The following is a 24,859-nucleotide window of genomic DNA, read 5'->3' on the forward strand; positions in this document are numbered from 1 at the left end:
CCCAGCGGGACACCGTATACGGCCGTCCCCTGGGTCGAGCTTATGCGGCAAGGGTCACGAACCCGTCATCCCCGTGGGCGTATGACTCCGAGCCAGTAGGGGTGGTGGCCGCACGGCTCGCTGTTCGAACGCATACGATCCTCTGCGTGTCCAAACTGACCGACGTGCCCAAACGAATTCTTATCGGGCGGGCGCTCCGTAGCGACAGGCTGGGAGAGACCCTCCTCCCCAAGCGCATCGCGCTGCCCGTCTTCGCCTCCGACCCGCTTTCCTCGGTGGCGTACGCGCCGGGAGAAGTCCTTCTCGTCCTGTCCATCGCGGGTGTGTCGGCCTATCACTTCAGCCCGTGGATCGCACTGGCCGTCGTGGTCCTGATGTTCACGGTCGTCGCGTCCTACCGGCAGAACGTGCACGCCTACCCGAGCGGCGGCGGCGACTACGAGGTGGCCACCACCAACCTCGGTCCCAAGGCCGGTCTCACCGTCGCCAGCGCGCTGCTGGTCGACTACGTCCTGACCGTGGCCGTGTCGATCTCCTCCGGAGTCGAGAACCTCGGCTCCGCCATCCCCTTCGTCGTGGAGAACAAGGTTCTCTGCGCCATCGCGATAATCGTGCTGCTGACGTTGATGAACCTGCGCGGTGTACGGGAGTCGGGCAAGCTCTTCGCGATCCCGACGTATGTCTTCGTCGGCGGTGTGTTCATCATGATCGCCTGGGGCGCCTTCCGCGGGCTCGTCCTCGGCGAAACCATGCAGGCCCCGACGGCCGACTTCGAGATCAAGCCGGAGCACCAGGGCCTGGCCGGCTTCGCGCTGGTCTTCCTGCTGCTGCGGGCGTTCTCCTCCGGCTGCGCCGCGCTGACCGGTGTCGAGGCGATCAGCAACGGTGTCCCCGCCTTCCGCAAGCCCAAGAGCAAGAACGCGGCGACGACGCTCGCCCTGATGGGCGGCCTCGCCGTCACCATGTTCTGCGGCATCATCGGCCTGGCGATGGCCACCAAGGTCAAGATGGCCGAGTTCCCCGCCACGGACCTGATCCACGACGGCGCCCCGGTCGGCTCGGGCTATGTCCAGAACCCGGTCATCTCCCAGGTCGCGGCCGCCGTCTTCGGCGACGGCACCTTCTTCTTCATCCTGCTCGCCGCGGCCACCGCGCTCGTCCTCTTCCTGGCCGCCAACACCGCGTACAACGGCTTCCCTTTGCTCGGCTCGATCCTCGCCCAGGACCGCTATCTGCCGCGCCAGTTGCACACCCGCGGCGACCGGCTGGCCTTCTCCAACGGCATCGTGCTGCTGGCCGGGGCCGCCGCACTGCTCGTCGGCGTGTATGGGGCCGACTCCACGCGGCTGATCCAGCTCTACATCGTCGGTGTCTTCGTCTCCTTCACGCTCAGCCAGACCGGCATGGTCCGGCACTGGAACCGCCATCTGAGGACCGAGCGGAACGTGGCCAAGCGCCGCCACATGATCCGCTCGCGGGCGATCAACACCTTCGGTGCCTTCTTCACGGGCCTGGTGCTGGTCGTCGTCCTGGCCACCAAGTTCACCCACGGCGCCTGGGTCGCGCTGCTCGGCATGGTGATCTTCTACGGGACGATGACCGCGATCCGTAAGCACTACGACCGGGTCGCCGAGGAGATCGCCGCCGCCGAAGGGCCGTCCGACGACAGCGTCCGGCCGTCCCGGGTGCACTCCATCGTGCTGGTCTCCAAGGTCCACAAGCCCACGCTGCGCGCGCTCGCGTACGCCAAGCTGATGCGCTCCGACACCCTGGAGGCGCTCAGCATCAGCGTCGACCCGGTCGAGACGAAGGCGCTCAGGGACGAATGGGAGCGGCGCGGCATCAATGTGCCGCTGAAGATCCTCGATTCCCCCTACCGCGAGATCACCCGGCCGATCATCGAGTACGTGAAGGGCCTGCGCAGCGAGAACCCGCGCGACGCGATCAGCATCTACATCCCCGAGTACGTGGTCGGCCGCTGGTACGAGCACCTCCTGCACAACCAGAGCGCCCTGCGGCTCAAGGGCCGGCTGCTCTTCACCCCCGGGGTCATGGTGACCTCGGTGCCGTACCAGCTGGAGTCCTCCGAGCTGGCGAAGCAGCGGGCGAAGAGGCGGGCCGCGTACCAGGCGCCGGGCTCGGTCCGGCGCGGACCTGTCGACTCGCGGCCGAAGGATCCCGGCCCCAAGGAGTGAGCGGCCACCTGCCGTCGCCCCGAGCGTCCTCCCGAGCGTCCTTCGGGGTGGCGGCCGGACGGTCCTTCGGGGTGGCGGCCGGACGGGTGACGCGCACGTAGACTGGTGGGCTGTCGTCCGGCCGTACCCTTTGATCTTTTGGAGCCACTCCCTCATGCAAACAGAACCGCAGGCTTCGCTGATCGGGGAGGTGTACGAGGTCGAGGTCGGTCCCGTGGCACACGGCGGCCACTGCATCGCCCGTACCGACGAGGGCCGGGTGCTGTTCGTACGGCACACGCTCCCCGGCGAGAAGATCCGCGCCCGGGTGACGGAGGGCGAGGCGGACTCCCGCTATCTCCGCGCCGACGCGGTGGAGATCATCGAGGCGTCCAAGGACCGCGTCGAGGCGCCCTGCCCGTACGCGGGCCCCGGCCGCTGCGGCGGCTGCGACTGGCAGCACGCCAAGCCCGGCGCGCAGCGGCGCTTCAAGGGCGAGGTCATCGCTGAGCAGCTCCAGCGGCTCGCGGGGCTCACCCCCGAGGAGGCCGGCTGGGACGGGACCGTCATGCCCGCGCCCGGCGACAAGCTGCCGGCGGGCGAGGTGCCCGCGTGGCGCTCGCGCCTGCAGTACGCGGTCGACGAGGACGGGCGCGCGGGACTGCGCCGGCACCGCTCGCACGACGTCGAGCCGGTCGAGCACTGCATGATCGCCGCGGAAGGCGTCAGCGAGCTGGGCATCGAGCGGCGCGAGTGGCCGCAGATGGCCACGGTCGAAGCCATCGCCGCGTCGGGCTCCGGCGACCGGCAGGTGGTCCTCACCCCGCGGGCCGGCGGCCGGCTCCCGCTGGTCGAGCTGGACAAGCCGGTCTCGGTGCTGCGGGTGGAGGAGCACGACGGGGGAGTGCACCGCGTCCACGGCCGCGCCTTCGTCCGCGAGCGCGCCGACGGCCGTACGTACCGCGTCGGCATGGGCGGCTTCTGGCAGGTCCACCCGCAGGCCCCCCAACTGCTGATCGAGGCCGTGATGCAGGGCCTGATGCCGCGCAAGGGCGAGACCGCGCTCGATCTGTACTGCGGCGTGGGCCTGTTCGCCGGGGCAATCGCGGAGCGCGTCGGCGAGACCGGCGCGGTACTGGGCATCGAGTCCGGCAAGCGCGCCGTGGAGGACGCCCGGCACAACCTCCAGGACCTGCCCCGGGTCCGTATCGAACAGGGCAAGGTCGACCAGGTGCTGCCGCGCACACACATCACCGAGACGGACCTGATCGTCCTGGACCCGCCGCGCGCGGGCGCCGGCAAGCAGACGGTCAAGCACCTCGCGGGCCTCGGCGCCCGCCGCATCGCCTACGTCGCCTGCGACCCGGCCGCCCTCGCCCGCGACCTGGCCTACTTCCACGAGGGCGGCTACCGCCCCCGCACCCTACGAGCCTTCGACCTCTTCCCGATGACGCACCACGTGGAGTGCGTAGCGATCCTTGAGCCGGTGAAGAAGGACGCCTGACCCGCGGCTTTGTAGCTCGGGTGGGCCGCTCGGCCTGTTTCCTCCGCTCAACGGGTCGAGCGGTCGGTGTGGCTGGGGAGGCGGTCCGACCTGCGAGTTCACCGCAAAGCAAGAACGGCATCGGTGACAGTACCGGGCATCGGCGAGCATTCGGGCGTGTGGGCGCGGAGGTCGAGGCCGGCCGGGGAGGGCAGGCGGGCCAGATGCAACTCTGGGACGGTCGAGGAGGCCGGTGCGGCCGGCTCTGAGGTGCGCGCGGGCATGCGCCGCTGCGATGCCCATGGTTTCCGCTCCGGGGCCAGGGGCAGGCGGATGAGTGAGTGCCTACGAAAGGACCGACATGAGTGCCGGAGAGAAGGCCAAGGCCAAGACCGAGCAGGTTGTCGGGAAGGCCATGAGGAAGGTGGCCCACGCGGTGGGGAACGAGACCACCGCAGCCAAGGGAGCCGCATTGGAGGCCCGCGGCAAGGCCCGGGACATCAAGGAGAGGTCGAAGGACAGCTTCAGGCGCTGACCACGCCACATCGTGGGCGGAACCGGTGCGCGGCTCGAGCACATTCGTGAGTCCGGCGGTGCGCGGCTGGGCTTGGCGCTGCAACGGCTTGCCCCCTGCCTGCGGCAAGTTCTCATCGACACCGCCCCCAAGACCGCCGCGACCTGCTCAACGCCGACCTGACGGTCATGGCACCCATCGGCAGCGAGCCCGAGAAGATCAGCGGCGACCGTGGTACAAGGCCGTCCCGTCCGTGAAGGCCGGTCACTCGCTCGTCTTCGAGAGCGGGGACGACCTGAGCCTCGCCGGCGCGCCCCCGCGCCCGCCGCACAAGCCCGCGCGACACGTTGACATGTCCAGGACTAGTCGGGATGCTGTGGGAGCACTCTTCCATCGATGTAAATCCCCCCGCCGGCTCGGCGTCGCAGCGGAGGCCAACCATGGAACCGGACGGGACTATGAAGCTCTCTCGCCTTCTTTCCGGCGCCGCCGCCGTTGCGCTGTCCGGCGTCCTCGCTGCCGTCATGTCCCTGTCGTTTGCCGAGCACGCTCAGGCGGAACAGACCATCAGGGCCGCGGACCCGAGTGTGATCCGGGTCGGCAGCACCTACGTATCGGTGGAGTCGGCCGGTGGGGGCATCGCTGTGCGGCAGGCGTCGTCGACGGCCGCGCTGGCGTCGGCGCCCGCCCGGCAGGTGTGGTCGGACACGGCCGGCCGCGGTGAGGTCTGGGCTCCGGAGATCGTCACGGACGGGGGCCGCTACTACATCTACTTCTCGGCCGGCCGCGGGTCGGCCCACCGGATGTACGTCATCAGCTCGGCCGGCCCGGACAGCGGATACACCAGCGAGAGCCAACTGGCCCTGCCGGACAACAAGTGGGCCATCGACGGGACTTTGTTCACCTTCAACGGGCAGCGCTGGTTCGTCTGGTCCGGCTGGGCCGGCGACACCAACGTCGAGCAGAACGTCTACATCGCGCGGATGAGCAGTCCCACCACGCCGACGGGCGCGCGGTACGTCATCTCGCAGCCGCGGGAGAGCTGGGAACGGGTGGTCGGCAACCCGTTCATCAACGAGAGCCCCGAGGCCATCAAGGACCCGAACGGGCAGTTGCACATCGTGTACTCCGCCAACGGCAGCTGGAGCGACCAGTACTGCCTGGCCGACCTGCGGCTGCGGGCCGGCGGCGACCCGACATACGTCTGGGACTGGTACAAGTCGAACGGCTGCCTGTTCGGCTCCAACCGCGCGACGATGATGTCCGGCTGGGATCCGACGCTGTACGTCAACGGCCCCGGCCACCACAGCTTCGTCCTGCTCAACGGCGACATCAACACCAGCCCGCCCGCCGGCCCGAAGTTTCCCCTGATGTTCCACGCGGTTCCGAAGGGAACGCCGTACGCGTGGGAGAACCGGTACTGGTACACCGGCACGTTCACCTGGTGGGGCAACACCACCTACAGCCGAGCCAACGTCCCAGGCCCGACCGCCGACACCGGCTGGAGCCTCAAGTTCTTCGAGTAGGGCGGCAGGCGCGGTCGAGGTCCCGAAGCCCGAACCGAAGCCCGAGCCGAAGCCCGACCCCGAGCCCTCGTACGGCACTTCGGGCGGAGGCACCACGGGAGCAGCACCAGCGGAGGAAGCACCGGTGGCAGCTCGTCGACCGGTGGAAGCACCACCGGCGGCGGATCTTCCGGTGGCAAGGACAGCCTGGCCCGCTGGAATTACCCCTCGCGATGACGGGACGCGCTCCGGCCGCCCCTCGTATGGACGGCCCTGCGCCGACCGGCCCGATATTCGGCTGCGGCGGTCCGTGGGGCCTCCCATACTGAGCGGGCTCGAACTCCCACGTCCCGAAGGAACACCTCCGCGTGCAGGCTGCCGTCACCGTCACTCCCGCCCAGATTCCCGACCTGCTGCTCGGGCTCGCCCCCGTGCGGCCCGTGTTCCTGTGGGGAGCGCCCGGCATCGGCAAGTCGTCGCTCGTACGCGGCTTCGCCGAGTCGCTGGGACTGGAGTGCGTCAGTCTCCTCGGGACGCAGCTCGCACCGGAGGACCTGATTGGCGTGCCGCAGATCCGTGACGGGCGGTCCGTGTTCTGCCCGCCGGAGAGCATCGCCCGCGACGAACCGTACTGCCTCTTCCTCGACGAGCTGAACGCCGCCACCCCCGACGTCCAGAAGGCCTTCTACTCGCTGATCCTGGACCGGCGGATCGGATCGTACGAGCTCCCGGCCGGCTCGATCGTCATCGGGGCAGGCAACCGCGCCACGGACAACGCGCTGGCGAGGCCCATCGCGTCCGCTCTGGTCAACCGGCTCACCCATGTCCATCTGCGGGCATCGGCGGCGGACTGGCTGGTGTGGGCGGGGGAGAACGGCATCCACCCCTGGGTGACGGACTATGTCATCGACCGCCCCGACCACCTGTGGTCGCAGCCGCCCAAGACTGAGGAGCCGTTCTCCACGCCCCGCTCCTGGCACATGCTCTCCGACGCCCTGCACTCTTTCGGACCGGAGATCGACGAGGAGACGCTGAAGGTGATCGTGCACGGCACGCTGACGCCCGCACATGCCGTCTCCTTCTGCGGCTACATGAAGATCGTGCGCCATAACTTCGGCATCGAAGCGATCCTCAAGGGCGACGCCTCCTGGCCCGCCCGGCTCGAGGACCGTGACCTCCTTTACTACCTGGCCGAGGCGTTCCGCGGACGGCTGGTGAAGGAGCTGCCACGGCAGAAGGAGCACGTCTCGGCGTCGATGCGGCAGACCTCCTACCGGGCCAAGTCGCTGCTCGTGCAGCTTGCCGAGATCTCGGTCGAGGTCGCGCAGACTGTCATCGCGGACGACGCCGACGGCCGGCCGGTGCTGCCCGCCTGGTTCCTCGTCGAGGCGGCACGTGACATGCCCAGGCTGGTCGAGGCCCGGCGATGAAGGCCACGGCAGGCGGGCCAAACGGCAAGGGCGGGAAGAACGGCAAAGGCGGCAGGTCCGACCCGGCTGCCGAGGCGTTCGCGGCGGGGCTCGCGATGGTCAAGCGGAACCCGGCCTTCGCCGCTGTCGCGGCTTCCGTCTGCAGACAGGCCAAGTGTGCCTTGACCCCGGCCGGGGGCCTGGCCGCCGTCACCTCCAACGGCACCGTCCACCTTCACCCCACCAAGCGGGCGGATCCGGCCGAATGGGCCTGGGTCCTTGCCCACTGCCTGCTGCATCTGGGCTTCGGGCACGTTCCGGCCGCCACGGACGACCCGCGCGAGCAGCCCGACCGGTTCGACCTCGCGGCCCGCTGCACGGTCGTCAACCGCTTTCTGCTCACCTTCCCGATAGGCCGTCCCCCTGGACACCTGCCGGAGTCCTATCCCGGCGGCGACGAGGCACAACTCGCCGCCTGCTGGCGCCGCGACGGCATCCCCGCCGCCTATGAGCTCTGCGGCACCGCGGGCGGGCACCCGGACCAGGTCCTCACGACGTGGCAGGCATGGAACACCTCTGTTCCGGACTGGGAGACCGCCTTCGCGCACGCCCTCACCCGGAGCGTCTCCACCACCATGGACGTGGCGGGCGGACGCCTCGACCGGGCTACCGGAGAGCGCACGGCGCAGAGCCCCTGGGACCGGGCCCTGAACTGGTTCGTCTCCTCGTACCCGCTGCTCGGCGGACTCGCCGCGGGCCTCACTGTCGTGGCCGACGCCGAACTGGCCCGTGCGCAGGGCATCGCCATCGCCGCGGTCAGCTCTGCCGCGGGTGAGATCTACATCAACCCACTGCGCACGTTCACCGATGAGGAATGGCGCTTCATCCTCGCCCACGAGATGCTGCACGCCGCGCTGCGCCACGGCGAACGCCGCGCTGGCCGCGACCCGTTCCTCTTCAACGTCGCGGCCGACTATGTCGTCAACGACTGGCTCGTCCAGATGCGCGTCGGCGACATGCCCGAGGGGCTGCTGTACGACCCGGACCTGCGGGACCTGTCCGCCGAGGAGGTGTACGACCGTATCGCGGTCAACCTGCGCCGACAGCGGCGGCTCGCGACCCTGCGCGGTAAGGGTGCCGGTGACATCCTCGGCGAGGCGCTGCCGCACGCGGAGGCCCGCCCGTACACGGACCTGGACGACTTCTATCGGCGAGGCCTGGTGCAGGGTTTCGATCTGCATCAGTATGGTGAGCGCGGCCTGCTGCCGGCCGGGCTGATCCAGGAGATCCGGGCGCTGGCCCACCCGCCCGTGCCGTGGGACGCGAGGCTCGCCCGCTGGTTCGACGAGTACGTCCCCCGACCGGAATCCGTACGGTCCTACGCTCGCCCGGCGCGGCGGCAGGCGTCGACACCGGACATCCCGCGCGCGGGCCGGTACTTCCCTCCTCAGGAGACGGCACGCTGCACCTTCGGAGTCGTTCTCGACACCTCCGGATCGATGAACACCGCCGTGCTCGGCAAGGCACTCGGCGCCATCGCCTCGTACGCGGAGGCACGCGACGTACCCGCGGCGCGCGTGGTGTTCTGCGATGCGGCACCGTACGACGCCGGCTATCTACCACCGGCCGAGATCGCGGGCCGGGTCCGGGTGCGCGGCCGTGGCGGTACCGAACTCCAGCCGGGCATCGACCTGTTGCACAGGGCCGACGACTTCCCGCCGGCGGCCCCGGTGCTCGTCATCACTGACGGCTGGTGCGACACGCTGCGGATCCGGCGCGAGCACGCCTTCTTGATCCCGCAGGGTGCCTCTCTGCCGTTCACACCGCGCGGCCCGGTGTTCCGGTTGAGCTGAGGGTCCGGCGTCCCGGGGCCTCGCGTGGAGATCCGAAATTCGCCGACGCCCTCCCGCCACGTTTCGCTGAGGCGACGCTGTCGGCCCGGGGGGCGATACGAAATCCGCCGCTGCGATCCTGTCCGAGCCCGTGCCAGCCCGAAGTTCCGTTGGGGAAACGGACCTTGAGGCCGCCGCTGACCGGCACCGTCGCGTGCGCGCCGGCGGGGAACATCTGAAACCGTCAACGACCTCACCATGACCTACGAGTACGGCGAGCACCTCGAACGCCGCACCACGATGGCGGGATCCTCTCGGTCTCATTCCGGCACCCAATCCCGACGCTACGTCCGAAACCCCCGCATGCGCGCGTTCGACGGCTGCTCCGTCGGCGACGGCCAGTCGCAGTTGGGGTGTGTGCGGTGCTCAACTGGCGTGCGGGCGCTGCTCGATAGGATTCTGTTTGGGGCCTGACCGCGGGTAAGCGGGGCAACGAGCGCCCATTCAAGTGGACTTCCGGCCGGTCACGTCGGTGCGACAGCGCCTGGAGCGGTGGCCGGGACATCAAGTGAGGGGACAGTCAGTCATGCGTGGAGGCAGCATCGCCGTGGTCGGCGGCAGCATAGCGGGGTGTGCCACGGCGTTGGCCGCGTCGCGCGGTGGAGCCGAGAAGATCACCGTCTTCGAGCGAGCCGACGCCCAACTCCGTGACAGGGGAGTGGGAATCGCCCTTCACAACGACCGGTACGACGAGTTGAGGGACGCCGGTTACGTGGCCCCAGAGATGCCCTGGGCGCCGCTGACCCGGCGGGTGTGGAGCATGCGCGACGGCGAGGCGCACCATGGCCGGGCCGTCGGCGAGCAGCCGTTCCCCTTCCGTGCCTACAACTGGGGTTCCCTGTGGAGCGAGTTGCGCCGCCGGGTGCCCGAGGAGGTCTCCTACCGGTCCGGCGCGATGGTCACCGGCGTGGAGCCGGACGCCGACGGCGTGACGCTGCGGCTCGCGGACGGGTACCAGGAGCACTTCGACGTCGTGATCGGGGCCGACGGATACCGCTCCGTCGTCCGCGAGGCCATGTTCCCCGGCGCCGACGCGACGTACGCCGGTTACATCGGCTGGCGCGGTACGTCGTCGGACGTCGCCGACCTTCCCTCGGACGGCTATGACGCGCACAACATCGTCTTCCCCGGCGGCCATTGCATGACCTACCGCATCCCGGACGGCGTCGGCGGGCACCGGCTCAACTGGGTGCTCTACACGACGCCCCCGCAGACCGACGGCCTCCACCCCGACCTGCGGACCCCGACCTCCCTGCCGCCGGGCCGGCTGCACGCGGAGCTCACCGCGCACCTGCGCGCCCTGGTGGCCGACAACTTCCCGCCGTACTGGGCGGCGAGGGTGCTCCGTACGCCCCCTGAGACCACCTTCATCCAGCCCATCTACGACCTGGAGGTGCCGCACTACACCTCGGGACGGATGGTGCTCGTCGGCGACGCCGCCAGCGTCGCCCGGCCGCACATCGGCGGCGGCAGCGTGAAGGCGCTCCAGGACGCCACCGCCCTGGAGGCCGCCTGGGTGACCGGGGGCAGTTGGCAGGAGATCCTGGAGAGGTATGACGCCAATCGCCGCCCCGTCGGGGCGGCCATGGTCGCGCTCGCCCGCAGGATGGGCAGCGCGCAGGTCGAGAACACGCCGGACTGGTCCGCCATGGGCCAGCCGGAGTTCGACGTGTGGTGGCAGGACCAGAACAAGGGCTCCGACCGGCGCAGCGGCTTCGGCGGCCACAGCATGAAGGCCGAGTAGGCCCCGAGCGCGCACAGGGCCGAGGGCGGTGACCGTGGTCTGGTCACCGCCTCGTGGCTGGTACCGCTCGCGTCATCAGACCGCGTGTCTCAGACCGCCGTCGGCGTGAGTTCGAGTGCGGCGTGCAGTGCGGTGGCGTCGGTACGGGCGTCCGCGCCGTCCAGTCGCAGCGTCGTCCGCCCCGAGGTGAGGACCGTGAGCGTACGGGCGCACTCGGCCGCCTGGGCCGGGCTGGGGGACACCAGCAGTACGGCGATGCCCTCGTCCGCCAGCGTGGTCACCAACTCGTAGACCTGCCTGACGAGTACGGGCGCGAGGCCCTCGGTCGGCTCGTCGAGCAGCAGCACGTTCGGCGAGCCGAGCAGCGCGCGGGCCAGCGCCAGCATCTGCTGTTCGCCGCCGGACAGGTCCGCCCCCCGGTTGCCCCGGCGCTCGCCCAGCCGGGGCAGCAGTTCCAGGACGCGCGCGGGGGTCCACACGCTGGGGCGCGTGGTGTCGCCACGGCGCGGCGGACGGTAGGACAGCCGCAGGTGTTCGGCGACGGTGAGCCCGGCGAACACGCGGCGGCCCTGCGGTACGAGGCCGATCCCGGCGCGGGCGATCCTGTGTGCGGGCTGCCCCGTCACGTCCCGGCCGGCGAGCCGTACGACGCCGGCGCTGGGGCGCATCAGTCCGGCGACGGTGTGGACGAGGGTGGTCTTGCCGGCGCCGTTGTGGCCGACGATGGCGTGGACCGTGCCGGCGGGCACCGACAGGTCGAGATCGTGGAGGACGGTGCCGCCGTGGTAGCCCGCGGTCAGGCCGGTGAGTTCGAGCATCGGGGGTCGGTCATCTTCTCGCGTCGGCGGATGGGGCGATGGACGGGGCGATGGACGGGTCGCCGGACGGGTCGGCGGACGGGTCGGCGGTGGACGCGCCGCCGTTCTCCATGTCGGGGTTCGGGACGTCGGCCGTGCCCTTGTCCGCCGTCGTGCCGGTGTTGTGGTAGGCGTCGCGGACTTCGGGGTGTGCGAGCGCCTCCTGCGTCGGGCCGGTGACGATCACCCGTCCGGCCGCCAAGACGGTTACCGTCGTGGCGAGTTGGGCGACAACCTCGACATGGTGCTCGACCAGGATGATCGCGACGCTCTCCGGCAGCCCCCCGAGGACGCCGAGCAGCCGGCCGATGTCGCCGTCGGTCAGCCCGGCCGCCGGCTCGTCCAGAAGCAGCAGGCGCGGGTCGCCCGCCAACGCGGCGGCGAGGTCGAGCATGCGGCGCTGTCCGTGGGAGAGCGTGGAGGCCGGCCGGTGGGCGATGTCCGCCAGGCCGACGGCCTCCAGATGGCGGCCCGCGGACTCGGCGTGCAGCCGGTAGCGGGACGGGCTGCGCCAGGCGCCGCGGCGCTTCGGGTGGTGCGGCCAGCCGGCCAGTACGACGTTGTCCAGCACCGTCAACTCGGATATCACCGAGGGTTGTTGGAAGCTGCGGGCGATACCGAGACGGCTGCGCTTGGCAGTGGCCGTACGGGTGATGTCCGCGCCGCCCAGGACGATGGTGCCGTGGTCGGGCCGGTCGGTACCCGCGATGAGGTTGAGGAGGGTGGTCTTGCCGGCGCCGTTGGGGCCGATGACGGCGTGCCGGGCGCCCGCGGGGAGCCGCAGGCTGACGTCGTTGACGGCGGTGAGACTGCCGTACCTGCGGGTGAGACGGGTGAGGTCCAGCACCGGGGATGCCGATGCGGCGGTCGGTGTGGGCGTCATGGGGAGACCTTCCCGGCGGGGGTCGGGGTGTGCCCGGACGTGGACGCGGCCGGGGACTGCTCGTCGGGCCGGGGCTCGTCGGGCCGGGGCTCGTCGGGCCGGGGTCCGTCGGGCGTCGGCCCGCTCCGACCGGATCCGCCGCGCAGGCCGGCCAGACCGCGGGGCAGCAGGTACACGGCGGCGACGAACAGCGCGCCGAGCAGCAGCGGCCCGTGGCCGGGCCACGAACTGGCCACCCAGTCACGGGTGATGACGATGAGTCCGGCGCCCATCAGAGCGCCGATCACGGACGTCGTACCGCCGATGACGGCCGCCAGCAGCGCGAACGCGGCGATCTCGAAGCCGACGTCCGCGGGGGAGAGGTACTGCTGGACGGTGACCATCAGCGAGCCGCCGACGCCGGCCAGCGCGCCGGCGCAGATGTGCGCCACCAGCAGGTAGCGCCCCACCGGGTGCCCCGACGCGCGCATCCGCGCCTCGGCGCCCCGGGTGCCGGTCAGCAGCTTCCCGGCCGGGGAGCGCAGCACCAGCAGGGTGACGGCGACGGCGATGACGGCGACGACGAGCGCGTAGTTGTAGACCTCGCTCTCCTCGAACATCCCCTCCCCGCCCCACAGCGCCTGCGTGGCCGGGAAGCCGACGAGGCCGTCGGCGCCGCCGGTGACGGACTTGAACTGGTTGATGACCGCGCCGGTCAGCTCACCGATGGCGAGCGTGATCATCAGCACGGTGGTGCCACGGGCCCGGATCACGGCGGGCCCCGTCACCGCGGAGAAGACCGCGGCCGTGAGCGCCGAGAGGACGATCTGGACCGGGCCCATGGTCCACCCGGCCTGCGCGAGATTCGCGGTGGCGTACGCGCCGACGGCGAACGGCGCGGTCTGCCCGAGGGTGGGCAGTCCGGCGTAGCCGGTGAGGATGGTGACACTGACCGCGAGCAGCCCCAGAGCCAGGGCGGAACCGGCCAGCGAGATGCTGTACGCGTCGAGCATCCCCGGCAGCGCGATCAGCACCACGAGCAGCACGAGCAACGGAGCGGCCTGCCGCCACGCGGCCCCGCGCGGAAGCCACGTCGCCCCGCGCGGAAGCGCCCCAGCCCCGCGCGGAAGCCACCCGATCTTCGTGAGCGCGCCCCCGCCCTTGCCGGGCGACGCCACCGCGCCGGCCGAACGGCCGGACTCCGTAACGGACTCCGTAACGGACTCCGTAAGGGATTCCGTAAGGGATTCCGTAACGGACGCCGTAACGGACTTCGCGTCGTCCGTCCCGCCCGCCCCCGCCGCCCGGCCCGCCCCCGCCGCCCTGCGCGGCCGCGGTCGCAGCCGCGCGGCGAGGTGGCGGCGGAGCCGGGCCACCGGGTCCGAGGACGGCCCCTCCGGGCCGTGCGCGGTCGCCGGATCCGCGAACCGGGAGCGGAGCACCAGCACCGCCGCCATCGCGGCGAAGAGCAGGTACGGCGCCAGGTCCGGCGCCACCGAGATGCCCAGCGTCTGGACCTCGCCCACGGCGATTGCCGCGAAGAACGTCGCCCACAGCGAGCGCAGCCCGCCGAGCACGACCACCACGAGGGACAGCATCAGCACGTTCTCGGACGTGCCCGGCCCGGGACCGATGATCGGCGCCCCGAGCACGCCCGCCGCACCGGCCAGCGCACCCGCCGCCGCGAGGACGCCGGTGTGCACCGCCCGGGGGTTGTGGCCGGTGGCCGCGAGCATCTGCGGATCGTCGGCCGCGGCCCGTACCGCCGCGCCCACGCGGGTCCGGGTCAGCACCCACGTACCGAACGCGGCGAGCAGCACGGCCATCACGATGAAGCAGAGCCGGTACGCGGGGTACCGGTGGCCCAGCAGCATCACCGAGGAGTCGAGCGCCTCGGGGACGCGTACCGGAAGCTCGTCCGCCCCGAAGAACTGGATGAGCAGATCACCGCCGACCAGGGCGAGCCCGAATGTCAGCAGTGCTTGTGCGAGATGCCCACGCCGGGCGAGCGGAAGCGTCGCGGCGGACAGCCCCGCTCCGGCGACGCTCGCCGCCGCGGTTCCGGCGGCCAGCCCGAGGGCGAGGCCGCCCCAGGTCCCGTCGCTCAACTCGGCGCCCGTGTAGGCGCCGATCGCGTACAGCGTGCCGTGCGACAGGTTCAGTACGCCCGCGGTGCCGAAGGCGAGACTCAGGCCGGCGGCGACCACGAACAGCAGCAGCCCGTAGGCCACCCCGTCCACCGCCGGCATGAGGTGGGCATCAAGGAGTTCCATGTCAGCCGCCGAGCGTCGCCAGGTCCTGGACCATGACGTTGGCCAGCTGGGTACCGTCCGGCCGGACCTGGCGCAGGTACCAGCTCTGCACCGGCGAGTGCGCCTTGTCGCCGAACTCCCAGCCGCCGCGCGGGCTGTCGATCTGGCCCAGGCCCGCGATGGCCTTGTTGATGGTCTGCGGCGTCACGTCACCGGCCTTCGCGGCGTCGGCGATTGCCTTGTCCAGCACGGCAGCCGCGTCGTACGACGCCATCGCGTACGTGGTGGGCTGCGTGTCGTGCTTGGCCGTCCAGTCGGCGGCGAACTTACGGTTGGCCGCGTTGTCGAGGTCGGCCGCGTAGTTCAGGACCGAGTAGATGTCCTTCGCCGCGTCGCCCTGCGCCTGGAGCACACTGCCCTCGGTGACGAAGGCCGTGTACAGCGGCAGATCGGCGACATCGGACTGCGCGTACTGCTTGGCGAAGTCGATCGCGGCCTTGCCGGCGTAGAAGCAGTACACCGCCTTGGCGTCCGTCTTGGCGATCTCGGCGAAGTACGGCATGAAGTTGGTGGTCTTCGGGAACGGCGTCCAGGTGGTCTTGCCGTCGGGGTTGGCGAGTTCACCACCCACACGCTTGAACTCGTCCGTGAAACCGCGCAGTTCGTCGTAGCCGCCCTGGTAGTCGGGGCCGATCGCGTAGACCGGTCCGTCGACCTTCTCTTTGACGTACGGGGCGATGGCCTTGCCCGGCTCGTCGGACAGGAAGCTCGTCGTCCACACGTACTCGAGGTCCTTGATGGGCGGCCGGCCGTTCGACCCCAAGAAGGGGATCTTGGCCTGGTTGACCAGCGGCAGCACCGCGTTGACCGAACCGCCGCCGACGAGGCCCGTCAGCACGTCGACCTTGTCCTTCTTGACCAGCTTGGTGGCCGCGGGAACGGCGGTCGGCGGACCGTCGCCCTCGTCCGCCACGATGAGCTCGACCTTGCGACCACCCAGCTTGTTGCCGTGGGTGTTCAGGTACAGCTCGAAGCCGGCTCGCAGGTCGGTGCCGACCGGCTTGTAGGTGCCGGACAGGGAGGCCACCAGGCCGACCTTCACGGTGTCGTCGCCGGCTCCGCTGTCACTGCTGCACCCGGTGACGGCTGCCAGACCGAGGGCGAGGGCGGCAGCGCCGGCCGGCCGGAATCTGCGGCGGCGCGATATGGACACGTCGAAGAACATAAGGGCTCTCATCGTTAGGAACGGGCAAAACGGGCCGAGTGGCCGTGGAGCGGGCTCGACCCGGGCGACGACCGGGGGGTGGTGCGGTGGTGCGGGTCGTACGGGCAGAGCGGGCGGTGCGGGCGGAGCAGGTGGAGCAGGTGGTACGGACAGACCGGGCGGTACGGTCGTACGGGAACGGCGTGGCGATCAGCGCGAAAGCTCGGTGGTCGCCTCGCGGACCTGGGGAGACAGTGAGTCGCCGACCTGGTTGATCAGTTCGGACATCATGTAGCTGACCTCACCGATGTCCGCGTCCCTGGTGGTGGTCACCAGCAGCGAGGCGCCGCTGGAGACGGCCATCGAGAACATGTAGCCGCCCTCCATCGCCGTGAGGCTGTGCTCGACGGGATCGGTGTTCGTCAACTGGGCTGCGGCGGAAAGCAGGTTGACGACGCCGGAGGCGATGGCGGCCAGTCGGTCGGCGTCGTCACGATCCACACCGGTGTAAGCCAGCGCGAGTCCGTCCACGGACACGGCTATCACCTGGGTGACTTCCGGGATACGTCCGGCGAAACCGCTCAGGATCCAGCTCAGGTCGGCGGGTGAGGTCATTTCTTGCTCCGTTCGGAGTCGTCGGTGGTGGAACGCCCGCGCTGGTTGGTGCTCCTGCTGATCCCCTGGGCGTAAGCCGCCAGGACGTCAGAGACCTGCCGGGAGTCCCGGCGGCGGGGCGACGGCCTGGGTACGGCGGCGCCGGAGCGCTGTTCGGTGCCGTCCCGTTTGCCCAAGGTGGCTCGCTGCTGCGGGGCGTTGCGCTGTCGCACGGGCAGTCCTGAGGAGCTGACTCCGGCGATGCGCGAAACCGGCTCGTCTCGCACGGCACGGCGGGCAGGCGCGCTGCCGCGCTCTCGCTCGCGCGTGTCGGCGCCGGATCCGCCATCGCGGAATCCGTTGCCTCCGGCGGTGCCACCGGGCGGCGTGACCCGGTTGCCTCCGCCCTGGTTCGCGCCCTGCGCCCAGCCGGGCCGGCCCGGCGTGTAGTCGCCGCCGGCGGGAGCACTGCCCGTGGCGGCTCCGGCACCCGCGCCGACGGGGGCGCCGTTACGGTCGGGCCACCCGCCGGCTTCGGCCGGCTGCCTGCGCCCGGGCTGTCCGGGCCGTCCGGGCCGTCCGGACTGTGCGGGCTGTGCGGGCTGTCCTGGCTGGGTGATCGGACGAGGCGCCTCGTAGCGCACACCGATGCCGTGGCTGTCGTTGCCGCGGTCCCCGCCGAGCGTGCCCTCCGGCGGTGCGCCCTTCCGAGGGGTCGTGGCCAGCACGTTCACCGGCAGGGCGACCTCGGCGATGGTGCCGGGGCCGGACGAGTCGCACAGTTCGACGACGATGCCGTGACGCGCGGCGAGCCGCGCCACCACGTGCAGACCCATGGACCGTACGTCTCCGATGCCGGACTGCGGCTCGCGCAGTGCGGCGTTGTAGACGGCGCGGCGCTCCGCGGTGATGCCCACTCCCTCGTCGACGATCTGCACGACGGCCCGGTCCCACAGCCGCCATACGGCGACCCCGACCTGCTTGTCGGGAGGGGAGAACCGGGTCGCGTTGTCGAGGAGTTCCGCCAGGATGTGCGCCACGTCGTGCACGGCGCGGGCGGCGATGCCGATTTGCGATTCGATGACGCCGAGCGACACGCGGTCGAAGCGCTCGATCTGCTGGGCCGCGGCCATGATGACGGTGGAGCAGTCGATGTCCTGCGAGCGCACCCGGGCCTGGCCGTAACCGCCCAGCACCAGAAGGCTGTTGGTGTTGCGCTCCATGCGGATGGCGAGGTGGTCGAGAGCGAAGAGGGTCTTCATCCGCGCGGGGTCGGCCTCGTCGCGCTGCACCATGTCCAGCTCGGACACCATGACGGTGGTCAACTGCGCGCCCCTGCGGGCGACACCGACCAGCGTCTCCGCGAACTGCTCGTGGATGTGGGCCTGTTGAGCGGCCAGACGGACGGCTTCGTGGTGGACGGCGTTGAATGCCTCACCGACCTCGCCGATCTCGTCCTCGCCCGTGGTCCTGATCGGGTTGCCGGTCCGCTGGGCGACCTGCTCGGGTGTCGCGCCGCTCAGCGCGCCGGGCTGGGACAGTTCGCTCATCACGGCGGGCAGCCCGGTGTGGGCGACTTCGTGCGCGGCGTTACGCAGATCGTGCAGCCGGCGGATCATGACGCGACCGAGGCGGATGGCCACGACGACGGCGCCGATCAGGGTCAGCACCACCAGGGAGATCTCGGCCCCGGCTGTCCAGACGAGCGTGGTGCGCGCGTCGGAGACCGTCGAGAAGACGGACTCGTCGATCCGCTTCTCCACCGAACGCAGCAGCGTCAGACGGTCGCTGGAAGCCTTCTGCCACTCCTTCGGGGTGACCTCGATGTCCTTGCCCGCTCCCGTACGCCCGATTTCGTCCTCGAGCCGTCGGGCCTCCAGCGCCTTCGCGCCGGAGAGGGTGCGCTCCAGCCAGGTCCGCCATTGGCCGGGGCCGAGGTCGAACAGCACGCTGATCGACTCGGTGTAGCCCAGCCGGCTGGCGTCGAACGTCCGCTGCGAGGCGGTCGTGAAGCCGCCCGCGGCCTGCGCCCTCATCACCGTGACCTGCTGCTGGGCCGTGTACTCGGCTGCCTCGGAGAAGGCGGCGGCAGCGCGGATCCGGTCCGCGATGTCGGCGTCGACACCGTCGGCCTGCGCGATGCCGTCGCGGTAGCCGTTGAGGTCGGCGATCACGATCCTGTAGCCGAAGGCGAGCGCGGAGATGGTGCTGCCGCCCGAGCGCACCTGGGCGCGCAGGGAGGGCATCTCTTCGATGAAGCGCTCGATACGGTCCAGCGCGCCCTGTGCGTTGCCGGGCACCTCGGACAGCTGTTCGGTCTGGCTGCGGAATTTGGCGACACTTATATCGGTCGCGTTGGAACTCTCCTGGAACGTCTCCGTATCTCCCTGTGCGGAGACCAATGCGGTGGCTGCCGCCCGCTCACGCTGCAAGTGGTGGGTCAACTCTCCTGCGGTGGCCGCGACTTCGACCATCGAGGTCAGCCGGTTGGCCTGGAGCGCCTGGTTGGTCGCCGGCGCGAGGGCCAGACCCGAGAAGGCGACGGCCACGGCGAGAGGCGCGGTGACGAGCAGGGCGAGGCGACGATTGATTTTCACTGAGCGGCTCCATCGCCGGAACCGGTGCTGAGTATCGGTAACACGCAGATACCTATTAACGGGTTGTGGCGGGGTGTCGGTGGGGACGCTGCTATGTCGGTGGGGACGCTGGTGCGCCGGTGGGAACTGTGGTGCATCGTGTGCGTCGTTGCGGATGGGGCGGAGGGGGCCCCAGCGGCGCGGCCTGATCTTAAGCGGTCGCGCGTGGCAACGGACGTGCATCGCCGAAAATCGTGCGCACCTAACCGCGCAGGAACGATCCAACTCGGTCACGAATGCCCGGAGAGTAGTCCCCACCGAGGCCAATCGGAATGACCGAATCGGCCCACCGAAACCCGGCTTGACCAGCGCACCGGCCCTGCGCGACGGGACGGCTGACGGCTTGCGGAATGTCCACGAAGCGCCCTGGCATACGAACTTGACGAACCATCAGATGCCCGGGTTTCGTTGTGGAAAGGTTAGATGCGAGGGGAGGGATTCGTCTGAGGGCCGTCCTGAGATCCTCTCGAACGCGCAAGCCGCCGCCGCTCACGACCGGGTGGCGGTGCCGCACCCCGCTTCGCCGGTCTCCCGCATGCGCGCGTCCATCGACGTGCTCCGGTCGTACGGGTCGACCTCGGGGCCGTCTCCCGAGCCCGTGGCCGCGCGTTCGGCGCTGAACTCGGGGGTGAGGTAGCCGGTGAAGGTGTCGCAGCCGCCGTTGGTGGTGTCCACCTTGTAGGAGACGAGGGAGAACGTCCCCGGCTCGATGACCACCTTCGCCGGGTTGTCCCAGCTCATCACGACCTCGCGGCGCGTGATGGTGCGCACGACTTCGGCGCTGCCCGTTGCGGCGCGTACGACCGGATAGACGTAGGTGACATCCGTGGTCACCTCGACCGCACCGCGCTTGCCTTCCCGGTACGTGATCCGTCCTCGTGTCTTGACCACGTTCCCGACAGGCCGCACCTCCGTTTTCGCGAAACGGCTGAACAGCAGCAGAGGATCGTTCTCCCGGCTGGGCGCGCGGAACGCGGTCGCCAGGTAGTCCTGGACATCCTGCTGATGCGGGTTGATCAACGCGATTGCCTTCTTCGGCCGCTCCCCGCGCAGTACGCCAGGATCCAGACTGGACGCGACAAGGAAGTCCCGGGTCCGATCGAGTGCCTGCGTGACCTGCTCCTTGCTCATCCAGCCGGTCGCCCGTGCCGCAGGCAGGCGGATCCCTGCCGTCCCGTCGCCCCACCGCGCCGCGGGCGATCCCCTGAACGGTTCGTCCACTGTGGGCAGTTGGGCTGCCGCCTCCGTCGCGGGCGGCTGATCCGGACGTTCCGACTCCGCGGCGAGCGGCGCACTCTCGCCGCCCCCGCCTCCGCCTCCGAACCATCCAGCCACCCGCCCCGGATCCAGCGCCACGACCAGCAAGCCGACCGCGACCAACAGACCGACCGCGTACCAGCCCTTGCCCCGTCGATGCCGGGCCGGTTGGTAGGTCCGCCACCCCTCCGGCCGGCCGGTCTCCTCCCGCAGCCGCCGCCCCACCATCCGGGCCCGCGCCGACGGCTCCTCGGGCGCGCCCTGAGTCCCGGCCTCGGCCTCCCGCAGGAAGCGCTCCCACTCCTCGTCCGGTATGGACGCCCCACCCTTGCTCACGCTGCGCTCCCGCCCCTTCTCACGCGCCCAGTCTCTCCCCAGGACCGGTCGATATCCGTGCATCATCACACAGCTCAGCCACACCAAAACGAACCCAAGTCCCGCATGACCAGCCCTGAAACCACGCCGGCTGAGTCAGAACCGTTCGCAATCCCTCACTGCTGCGGGCTTGGGAGCCGTGTGAGCTCCCGGCCGCGTTACTCATGGGGTGGCGGCCAGAACCGGCGTACGGCCCCCCAGCGCGGCGGAGAACCGGTCCGTCACCTGTTCCAGGGCCTCGGCGGAGCCCGGCGCGACGGTCAGCGTGCCGTCGTCGCCGACGGTGATGTCCTTGTCGAGCGTGAACCAGCCCTGGACGATGTGCGCGGCGCCCATGGAACTCAGCACGGGGCGCAGCGCGTAGTCGATTGCCAGGACGTGGGCGGTGCTGCCGCCGGTTGCCAGCGGCAGCACGGTCTTGCCGGTCAGTGCGTACTGCGGGAGCAGGTCGAGCAGAGACTTGAGCAGACCGGAGTAGGCGGCCTTGTAGACGGGGGTACCGATCACCACACCGTCCGCCTGCTCGAACAGCGCCGTGGCCTCGACGACCGCCGGGTGCCGGAAGTCGGCACCGAGCAGCGCGCCGGCGGGCAGGGTACGGACCTCGAGCGAGGTGACGTCGTGCCCCTGGAGCCTGAGCCGGTCGTCAAGGTGACGCAGGAGCCGGGCGGTACGGGAGGTTGCGGAGGGGCTTCCGGAGACGGACAGTATGGCGGCCATGTGGCGACCTTCCAGGGTCGGGGTTCAGGAGTATCGGGTGGGCTCGGACAGTGCGCTTGTGAGGATGTGGGGCAGCCCCCGATGACGCCGTCGACGTCTCTGCGGTCGACGTCTCCGCCGTTGAACGGGGCGCCGGCAGGACGGCAGCGCTCACCACGCGCTCGATTCCACCGCGATCACCGGCACCAGTTCATTGCGCAGTGTCTCCAGGAATGTGACGATCTCAGCCGCCACCGAGCGGTGCTGCACGTCGTTCAGGACATCGTGGTGGGCATCGTTGACCACCGAAAGGCGGGCACGGGGCAGTGACTTCGCCGTGCGGACGAGCGCCTCGCGGTCCGCGAGCGGATCGGCGTCGCCGATCAGGATCAGCGCGGGGACGGCGATGTCGCTGTCGTATGCCGCCGCGAGCAGTACGTCCGGCACCGCGTCGTTGAGCGAGCCTCGCCGGACCTGGGAGTCATCGGTGAGCGTGTGGCGATGGGCAGGACAGAAGGTGCGTACGTCGAGCTCGTGGTCCCAGGGACCGGCGGCGGTGGCTGTGTGGCCAGGAAACCCCGCGAGAACCACGGCGTCCGGCAGCCCGGCGGCAGGGATCTCTTCCCGTCCGAGGAGCGCGGCGGTGGCGACGGCGCCGGTGTCCGCCCCCACCAGCACGACGGGGCGGACAACACCGTCCCCGGCCGAGGTGTCCTCGACGGCGCTCGCGAGCCGGGCGCCGAAGCGGGTCAGCGAGCCGGTCAGGTCGTCGGCGTCGATGTCCGGGGCGTCGACGACGCGGACGCGGTAGGCGTCGGCGGCGAGCCGCTTGCCCAACCGGGCGTAGGTCGCCCGGGTCTCTCCCCGGCCGGGAACCACCACGATCGTGCCGCGCGTGCGGAGGCCCTCGGGGCCGTAGTGGTCGGTGTACTCGGTCATCTCACACTCCTGCGGGTTCGGACGCGGTCGCGGGCTTCCAGCCCAAGGCGGGTGCCACCTCGGTCGCGATGAGCTCAAGGGCACGGATCGCGGCGTCGTGGTCAGGGACAGCGGGGTTGAACTGGGTGATCAGGTCGGTCGCGACGGGCAGGACCTTCTCTTTCAGGAGCTCTGCGGCGACCTCGTCGGGAGAGCCGTAGAACGAGTGGAAGCGGCGCAGCGCCTCGTCCCTGTCCAGGCCCTTCGGAAAGGCACCGCTCTCCGCCATGCGGAGCGCCGCCCGGTGGACGTCGTCGCCGATCTGCTGGAGCGCCGTGCGCTTGTCCTTCGCGGGGAACACGAACCGGGACACTCCGATCCGCGGGCGGCGCGGCCGGCTCCACGCGGCGAGATACGTCTCCGCCCACGGGCGCTGCACTTCGTCGGTGGGGGCCTCGAACCCGTACGCCGCACGGTTGAGCAGCAGGTTCGAGCCGCCGGCCGCGGCGTACGCCGCACCGTCGCCGCTGAAGACGCCCTGCCAGATGCGGTCGGTGAAGCCGGCGGCCGGCGGCTGGATGCGGAAGCCCGGCGTGCGCACTTCCTCGTTGGCCAGGGCCCGGCGGAGAACCTCGAGGTTCTCGCTGGTCAGCTCGCGCTTGCGGGCGACGTCCTTGCCGAACGCGGCGTACTCCAGCGCGCTGGAGCCGCTGCCCACGCCGATCTCGACGCGACCGCCGCTGAGCAGGTCGACGGCGGCCACGTCCTCGGCGAGGCGGACCGGGTCTTCCAGCGGAAGGACCGTGATGGCCGTACCCAGCCGTATCCGGGTGGTTCTCGCCGCGGCGTGGGCGAGGAAGGTCCACGGTGAGGACAGGCCGCCACCTCCGGGAGCGACGTGGTGCTGGGCGACCCAGCCGACGTCGAAGCCGAGTTCGTCGGCGGCGACGAAGAGTTCTTGGGCGTTACGGTACGTCCGGGCCAGGTCGTCGTCGCGGCCCTGGACATGGGTGAGGAAGCCGAGCCTGAAGCGCGGCGTCTCGCTGGTCATGAGGTGATTCCCTTTCAGGGGTCAGCCGGCGGAGAGTCAGGTCGGGGACGGCGGCGGCGAGTCGCCGCGCGCCGTCATGCCGCGGGCGTGCCCTCGCGGGTGTGGCGGTTGGCGGGAAGCGGCAGCCCGAGGTTGCCGCGCAGGGTGTCGGCCGCGTACTCGGTGCGGAACAGCCCGCGCTTCTGCAGGATCGGAACGACGCCGTCGACGAAGAGGCTGAGGTCGTCGGTGGTTCGGAAGGCGAGGTTGATGCCGTCGAAGGTGCCCGCGTCGAACCACTGCTCGATGCTGTCCGCGACGGTCTCGGGCGCCCCGACGAACGGCGACCGGCGGAACTCGCTGATCGACTCGGCGACCTGGCGCAGCGTGAGGTTCTCCGCCCGGGCGCGCCCGATGATCTTGGAGGCGCCCGTCCTGCCCCCCTTCTCGGCAAGGTGGGCGACGTCCGGGAACGGCGCGTCCAGGTCATGCCGGCTGAAGTCGTACGCGCCGAACGAGCGTCCCAGGAGCGCGAGGTTCCGGTCGAAGTCGTTGTCCTCCGCGAAGATCTCCCGCTCGCGCTGCTTTGCCTTCTCGTCGGTCGCGGCGACGACCGGGCCGCCGTGGATGAAGATCTTGATGTGCTCGGGGTCGCGGCCGTAGGACGCGGTGCGCTTCTTGACGTCGGCGTAGTACTCCTGCGCCTGCCGCAGGGAGCCGCCCGGCGCGTAGATTCCCTCGGCGACCTGTGCGGCGAGGTCGCGGCCCTCGTCGGAGACCCCGGCCTGGAATATGACCGGCTGGCCCTGGGGCGAGCGGGAGATGTTGAGCGGTCCCGCGACCTTGAAGTGCTCCCCGACGTGGTCGAGTGCGTGCAGCTTGGCCGGGTCGAGGAAGACGTTGCTCTCCACGTCGGCCGGGAAGGCGTCGTCCTGGTAGGAGTCCCACAGGCCGCGGGCGACCTGGACGAACTCCAGGGCGCGGCCGTAGCGGGTGGTGTAGTCGAGGTGCTCGTCGAGCCCGAAGTTCTTGGACGTGCCGGTGTCGAAGCTGGTCACCACGTTCCAGCCGGCGCGGCCGCCGCTGATGTGGTCGAGGGAGGCGAACCGGCGGGCGAGGTTGAACGGCGAGTTGTACGTCGAGCTCGCCGTGCCGACCAAGCCGATGTGCTTGGTGTGGGTCGCGACCGCCGACAGCAATGTGAGCGGCTCCAGCCGGTTGAGGTAGTGCGCCGGATAGGTGGCATTGATGAACTGGCTGTCGACGACGAAGAGGGCGTCGAAGAGCGCGTGTTCAGCGGCCCGGGCCTGCTGGATGTAGTAGTTGATGTCGATGCTGGAGTTCTTCGCGACGCGCGGGTCCTTCCAGAGACCGTGCTGGCCGGGGCCTCCGACGCCGTACGGGTGCAGTGCGAGGTGGATCTTGCGGGACATGGCTGTTCCTTCCGTGGTGCG

General features: G+C 70.5%; 18 protein-coding genes. 7 read left to right on the top strand and 11 right to left on the bottom strand.

The features are described 5' to 3' along the window. Positions 1–146 precede the first annotated feature (146 nt). The 7 genes from ACZ6MZ_RS08165 (at position 147) to ACZ6MZ_RS08195 (ending at position 10,721) form a co-directional block, all read left to right on the top strand. On the top strand, positions 147–2,195 hold the full coding sequence (locus tag ACZ6MZ_RS08165) for an APC family permease (protein ID WP_389782439.1): 2,049 nt from the start codon (positions 147–149) through the stop codon (positions 2,193–2,195). Between the two features lie 154 nt (positions 2,196–2,349). Beyond that, complete coding sequence (locus ACZ6MZ_RS08170; RefSeq protein WP_469350508.1) at positions 2,350–3,678, top strand: class I SAM-dependent RNA methyltransferase; 1,329 nt, start codon at positions 2,350–2,352, stop codon at positions 3,676–3,678. A 340-nt stretch (positions 3,679–4,018) separates the two neighbouring features. Beyond that, positions 4,019–4,192 carry a hypothetical protein gene (locus tag ACZ6MZ_RS08175; protein WP_389941188.1) on the top strand — a complete coding sequence of 58 codons (174 nt, stop codon included), beginning with the start codon at positions 4,019–4,021 and terminating at the stop codon, positions 4,190–4,192. Positions 4,193–4,629: 437 nt separating this feature from the next. After that, positions 4,630–5,697, top strand: coding sequence for a glycoside hydrolase family 43 protein (locus ACZ6MZ_RS08180; RefSeq protein ID WP_469350509.1), 1,068 nt, complete (start codon positions 4,630–4,632; stop codon positions 5,695–5,697). A 347-nt stretch (positions 5,698–6,044) separates the two neighbouring features. Further along, positions 6,045–7,106 (top strand): ATP-binding protein, encoded by a 1,062-nt coding sequence (locus ACZ6MZ_RS08185; RefSeq protein ID WP_469350511.1) that lies wholly within the window; start codon positions 6,045–6,047, stop codon positions 7,104–7,106. Then, positions 7,103–8,938: a vWA domain-containing protein gene (locus tag ACZ6MZ_RS08190; protein ID WP_469350512.1), complete on the top strand. Its 1,836-nt coding sequence runs from the start codon at positions 7,103–7,105 to the stop codon at positions 8,936–8,938. Before ACZ6MZ_RS08185 ends, ACZ6MZ_RS08190 begins: the two co-directional genes overlap by 4 nt. 565 nt (positions 8,939–9,503) lie before the next feature. Then, positions 9,504–10,721: an FAD-dependent monooxygenase gene (locus ACZ6MZ_RS08195; protein ID WP_389677023.1), complete on the top strand. Its 1,218-nt coding sequence runs from the start codon at positions 9,504–9,506 to the stop codon at positions 10,719–10,721. 89 nt (positions 10,722–10,810) lie between these two features. Here ACZ6MZ_RS08195 and ACZ6MZ_RS08200 read toward each other — a convergent pair whose 3' ends face one another. The 11 genes from ACZ6MZ_RS08200 to ACZ6MZ_RS08250 form a co-directional block, all read right to left on the bottom strand. Continuing rightward, positions 10,811–11,539 (bottom strand): ABC transporter ATP-binding protein, encoded by a 729-nt coding sequence (locus ACZ6MZ_RS08200; protein ID WP_389677025.1) that lies wholly within the window; start codon positions 11,537–11,539, stop codon positions 10,811–10,813. 10 nt (positions 11,540–11,549) lie between these two features. After that, positions 11,550–12,461 carry an ABC transporter ATP-binding protein gene (locus ACZ6MZ_RS08205; protein ID WP_469350514.1) on the bottom strand — a complete coding sequence of 304 codons (912 nt, stop codon included), beginning with the start codon at positions 12,459–12,461 and terminating at the stop codon, positions 11,550–11,552. After that, positions 12,458–14,713 carry an ABC transporter permease subunit gene (locus ACZ6MZ_RS08210; protein ID WP_469350516.1) on the bottom strand — a complete coding sequence of 752 codons (2,256 nt, stop codon included), beginning with the start codon at positions 14,711–14,713 and terminating at the stop codon, positions 12,458–12,460. Before ACZ6MZ_RS08210 ends, ACZ6MZ_RS08205 begins: the two co-directional genes overlap by 4 nt. A 1-nt stretch (position 14,714) precedes the next feature. Next, the gene (locus tag ACZ6MZ_RS08215; RefSeq protein WP_469350518.1) at positions 14,715–15,917 is read right to left on the bottom strand and encodes an ABC transporter substrate-binding protein; all 1,203 of its coding nucleotides are present in this window, start codon (positions 15,915–15,917) and stop codon (positions 14,715–14,717) included. A 189-nt stretch (positions 15,918–16,106) separates the two neighbouring features. Then, complete coding sequence (locus ACZ6MZ_RS08220) at positions 16,107–16,511, bottom strand: roadblock/LC7 domain-containing protein (protein ID WP_389782421.1); 405 nt, start codon at positions 16,509–16,511, stop codon at positions 16,107–16,109. Continuing rightward, on the bottom strand, positions 16,508–19,087 hold the full coding sequence (locus ACZ6MZ_RS08225) for a sensor histidine kinase (protein ID WP_389782419.1): 2,580 nt from the start codon (positions 19,085–19,087) through the stop codon (positions 16,508–16,510). The genes ACZ6MZ_RS08220 and ACZ6MZ_RS08225 overlap by 4 nt, the downstream gene beginning before the upstream one ends. A 528-nt stretch (positions 19,088–19,615) precedes the next feature. Then, on the bottom strand, positions 19,616–20,719 hold the full coding sequence (locus ACZ6MZ_RS08230; RefSeq protein ID WP_469350520.1) for a hypothetical protein: 1,104 nt from the start codon (positions 20,717–20,719) through the stop codon (positions 19,616–19,618). 201 nt (positions 20,720–20,920) lie between these two features. Continuing rightward, positions 20,921–21,478 carry an NADPH-dependent FMN reductase gene (ssuE, locus tag ACZ6MZ_RS08235; protein WP_386876567.1) on the bottom strand — a complete coding sequence of 186 codons (558 nt, stop codon included), beginning with the start codon at positions 21,476–21,478 and terminating at the stop codon, positions 20,921–20,923. 150 nt (positions 21,479–21,628) lie between these two features. Then, positions 21,629–22,396 (bottom strand): alpha/beta hydrolase, encoded by a 768-nt coding sequence (locus tag ACZ6MZ_RS08240; protein ID WP_469350522.1) that lies wholly within the window; start codon positions 22,394–22,396, stop codon positions 21,629–21,631. Position 22,397: 1 nt separating this feature from the next. Continuing rightward, on the bottom strand, positions 22,398–23,426 hold the full coding sequence (locus tag ACZ6MZ_RS08245) for an LLM class flavin-dependent oxidoreductase (RefSeq protein WP_469350524.1): 1,029 nt from the start codon (positions 23,424–23,426) through the stop codon (positions 22,398–22,400). Between the two features lie 74 nt (positions 23,427–23,500). Continuing rightward, entirely contained in the window at positions 23,501–24,838 is a 1,338-nt protein-coding gene (locus ACZ6MZ_RS08250; RefSeq protein ID WP_469350526.1) for an LLM class flavin-dependent oxidoreductase, read from the bottom strand. Positions 24,839–24,859: the final 21 nt, after the last annotated feature.

Source organism: Streptomyces sp. NPDC042201, from assembly GCF_055582185.1.

What these genes read in the sequence shown, in the direction of transcription:
- ssuE (WP_386876567.1), bottom strand. Translation starts at nt 21,478, where the DNA reads ATGGCCGCCATACTGTCCGTCTCCGGAAGCCCCTCCGCAACCTCCCGT.
- ACZ6MZ_RS08205 (WP_469350514.1), bottom strand. Translation starts at nt 12,461, where the DNA reads ATGACGCCCACACCGACCGCCGCATCGGCATCCCCGGTGCTGGACCTC.
- ACZ6MZ_RS08170 (WP_469350508.1), top strand. Translation starts at nt 2,350, where the DNA reads ATGCAAACAGAACCGCAGGCTTCGCTGATCGGGGAGGTGTACGAGGTC.
- ACZ6MZ_RS08180 (WP_469350509.1), top strand. Translation starts at nt 4,630, where the DNA reads ATGAAGCTCTCTCGCCTTCTTTCCGGCGCCGCCGCCGTTGCGCTGTCC.
- ACZ6MZ_RS08200 (WP_389677025.1), bottom strand. Translation starts at nt 11,539, where the DNA reads ATGCTCGAACTCACCGGCCTGACCGCGGGCTACCACGGCGGCACCGTC.
- ACZ6MZ_RS08245 (WP_469350524.1), bottom strand. Translation starts at nt 23,426, where the DNA reads ATGACCAGCGAGACGCCGCGCTTCAGGCTCGGCTTCCTCACCCATGTC.
- ACZ6MZ_RS08195 (WP_389677023.1), top strand. Translation starts at nt 9,504, where the DNA reads ATGCGTGGAGGCAGCATCGCCGTGGTCGGCGGCAGCATAGCGGGGTGT.
- ACZ6MZ_RS08215 (WP_469350518.1), bottom strand. Translation starts at nt 15,917, where the DNA reads ATGTTCTTCGACGTGTCCATATCGCGCCGCCGCAGATTCCGGCCGGCC.
- ACZ6MZ_RS08175 (WP_389941188.1), top strand. Translation starts at nt 4,019, where the DNA reads ATGAGTGCCGGAGAGAAGGCCAAGGCCAAGACCGAGCAGGTTGTCGGG.
- ACZ6MZ_RS08210 (WP_469350516.1), bottom strand. Translation starts at nt 14,713, where the DNA reads ATGGAACTCCTTGATGCCCACCTCATGCCGGCGGTGGACGGGGTGGCC.
- ACZ6MZ_RS08220 (WP_389782421.1), bottom strand. Translation starts at nt 16,511, where the DNA reads ATGACCTCACCCGCCGACCTGAGCTGGATCCTGAGCGGTTTCGCCGGA.
- ACZ6MZ_RS08190 (WP_469350512.1), top strand. Translation starts at nt 7,103, where the DNA reads ATGAAGGCCACGGCAGGCGGGCCAAACGGCAAGGGCGGGAAGAACGGC.
- ACZ6MZ_RS08240 (WP_469350522.1), bottom strand. Translation starts at nt 22,396, where the DNA reads ATGACCGAGTACACCGACCACTACGGCCCCGAGGGCCTCCGCACGCGC.
- ACZ6MZ_RS08250 (WP_469350526.1), bottom strand. Translation starts at nt 24,838, where the DNA reads ATGTCCCGCAAGATCCACCTCGCACTGCACCCGTACGGCGTCGGAGGC.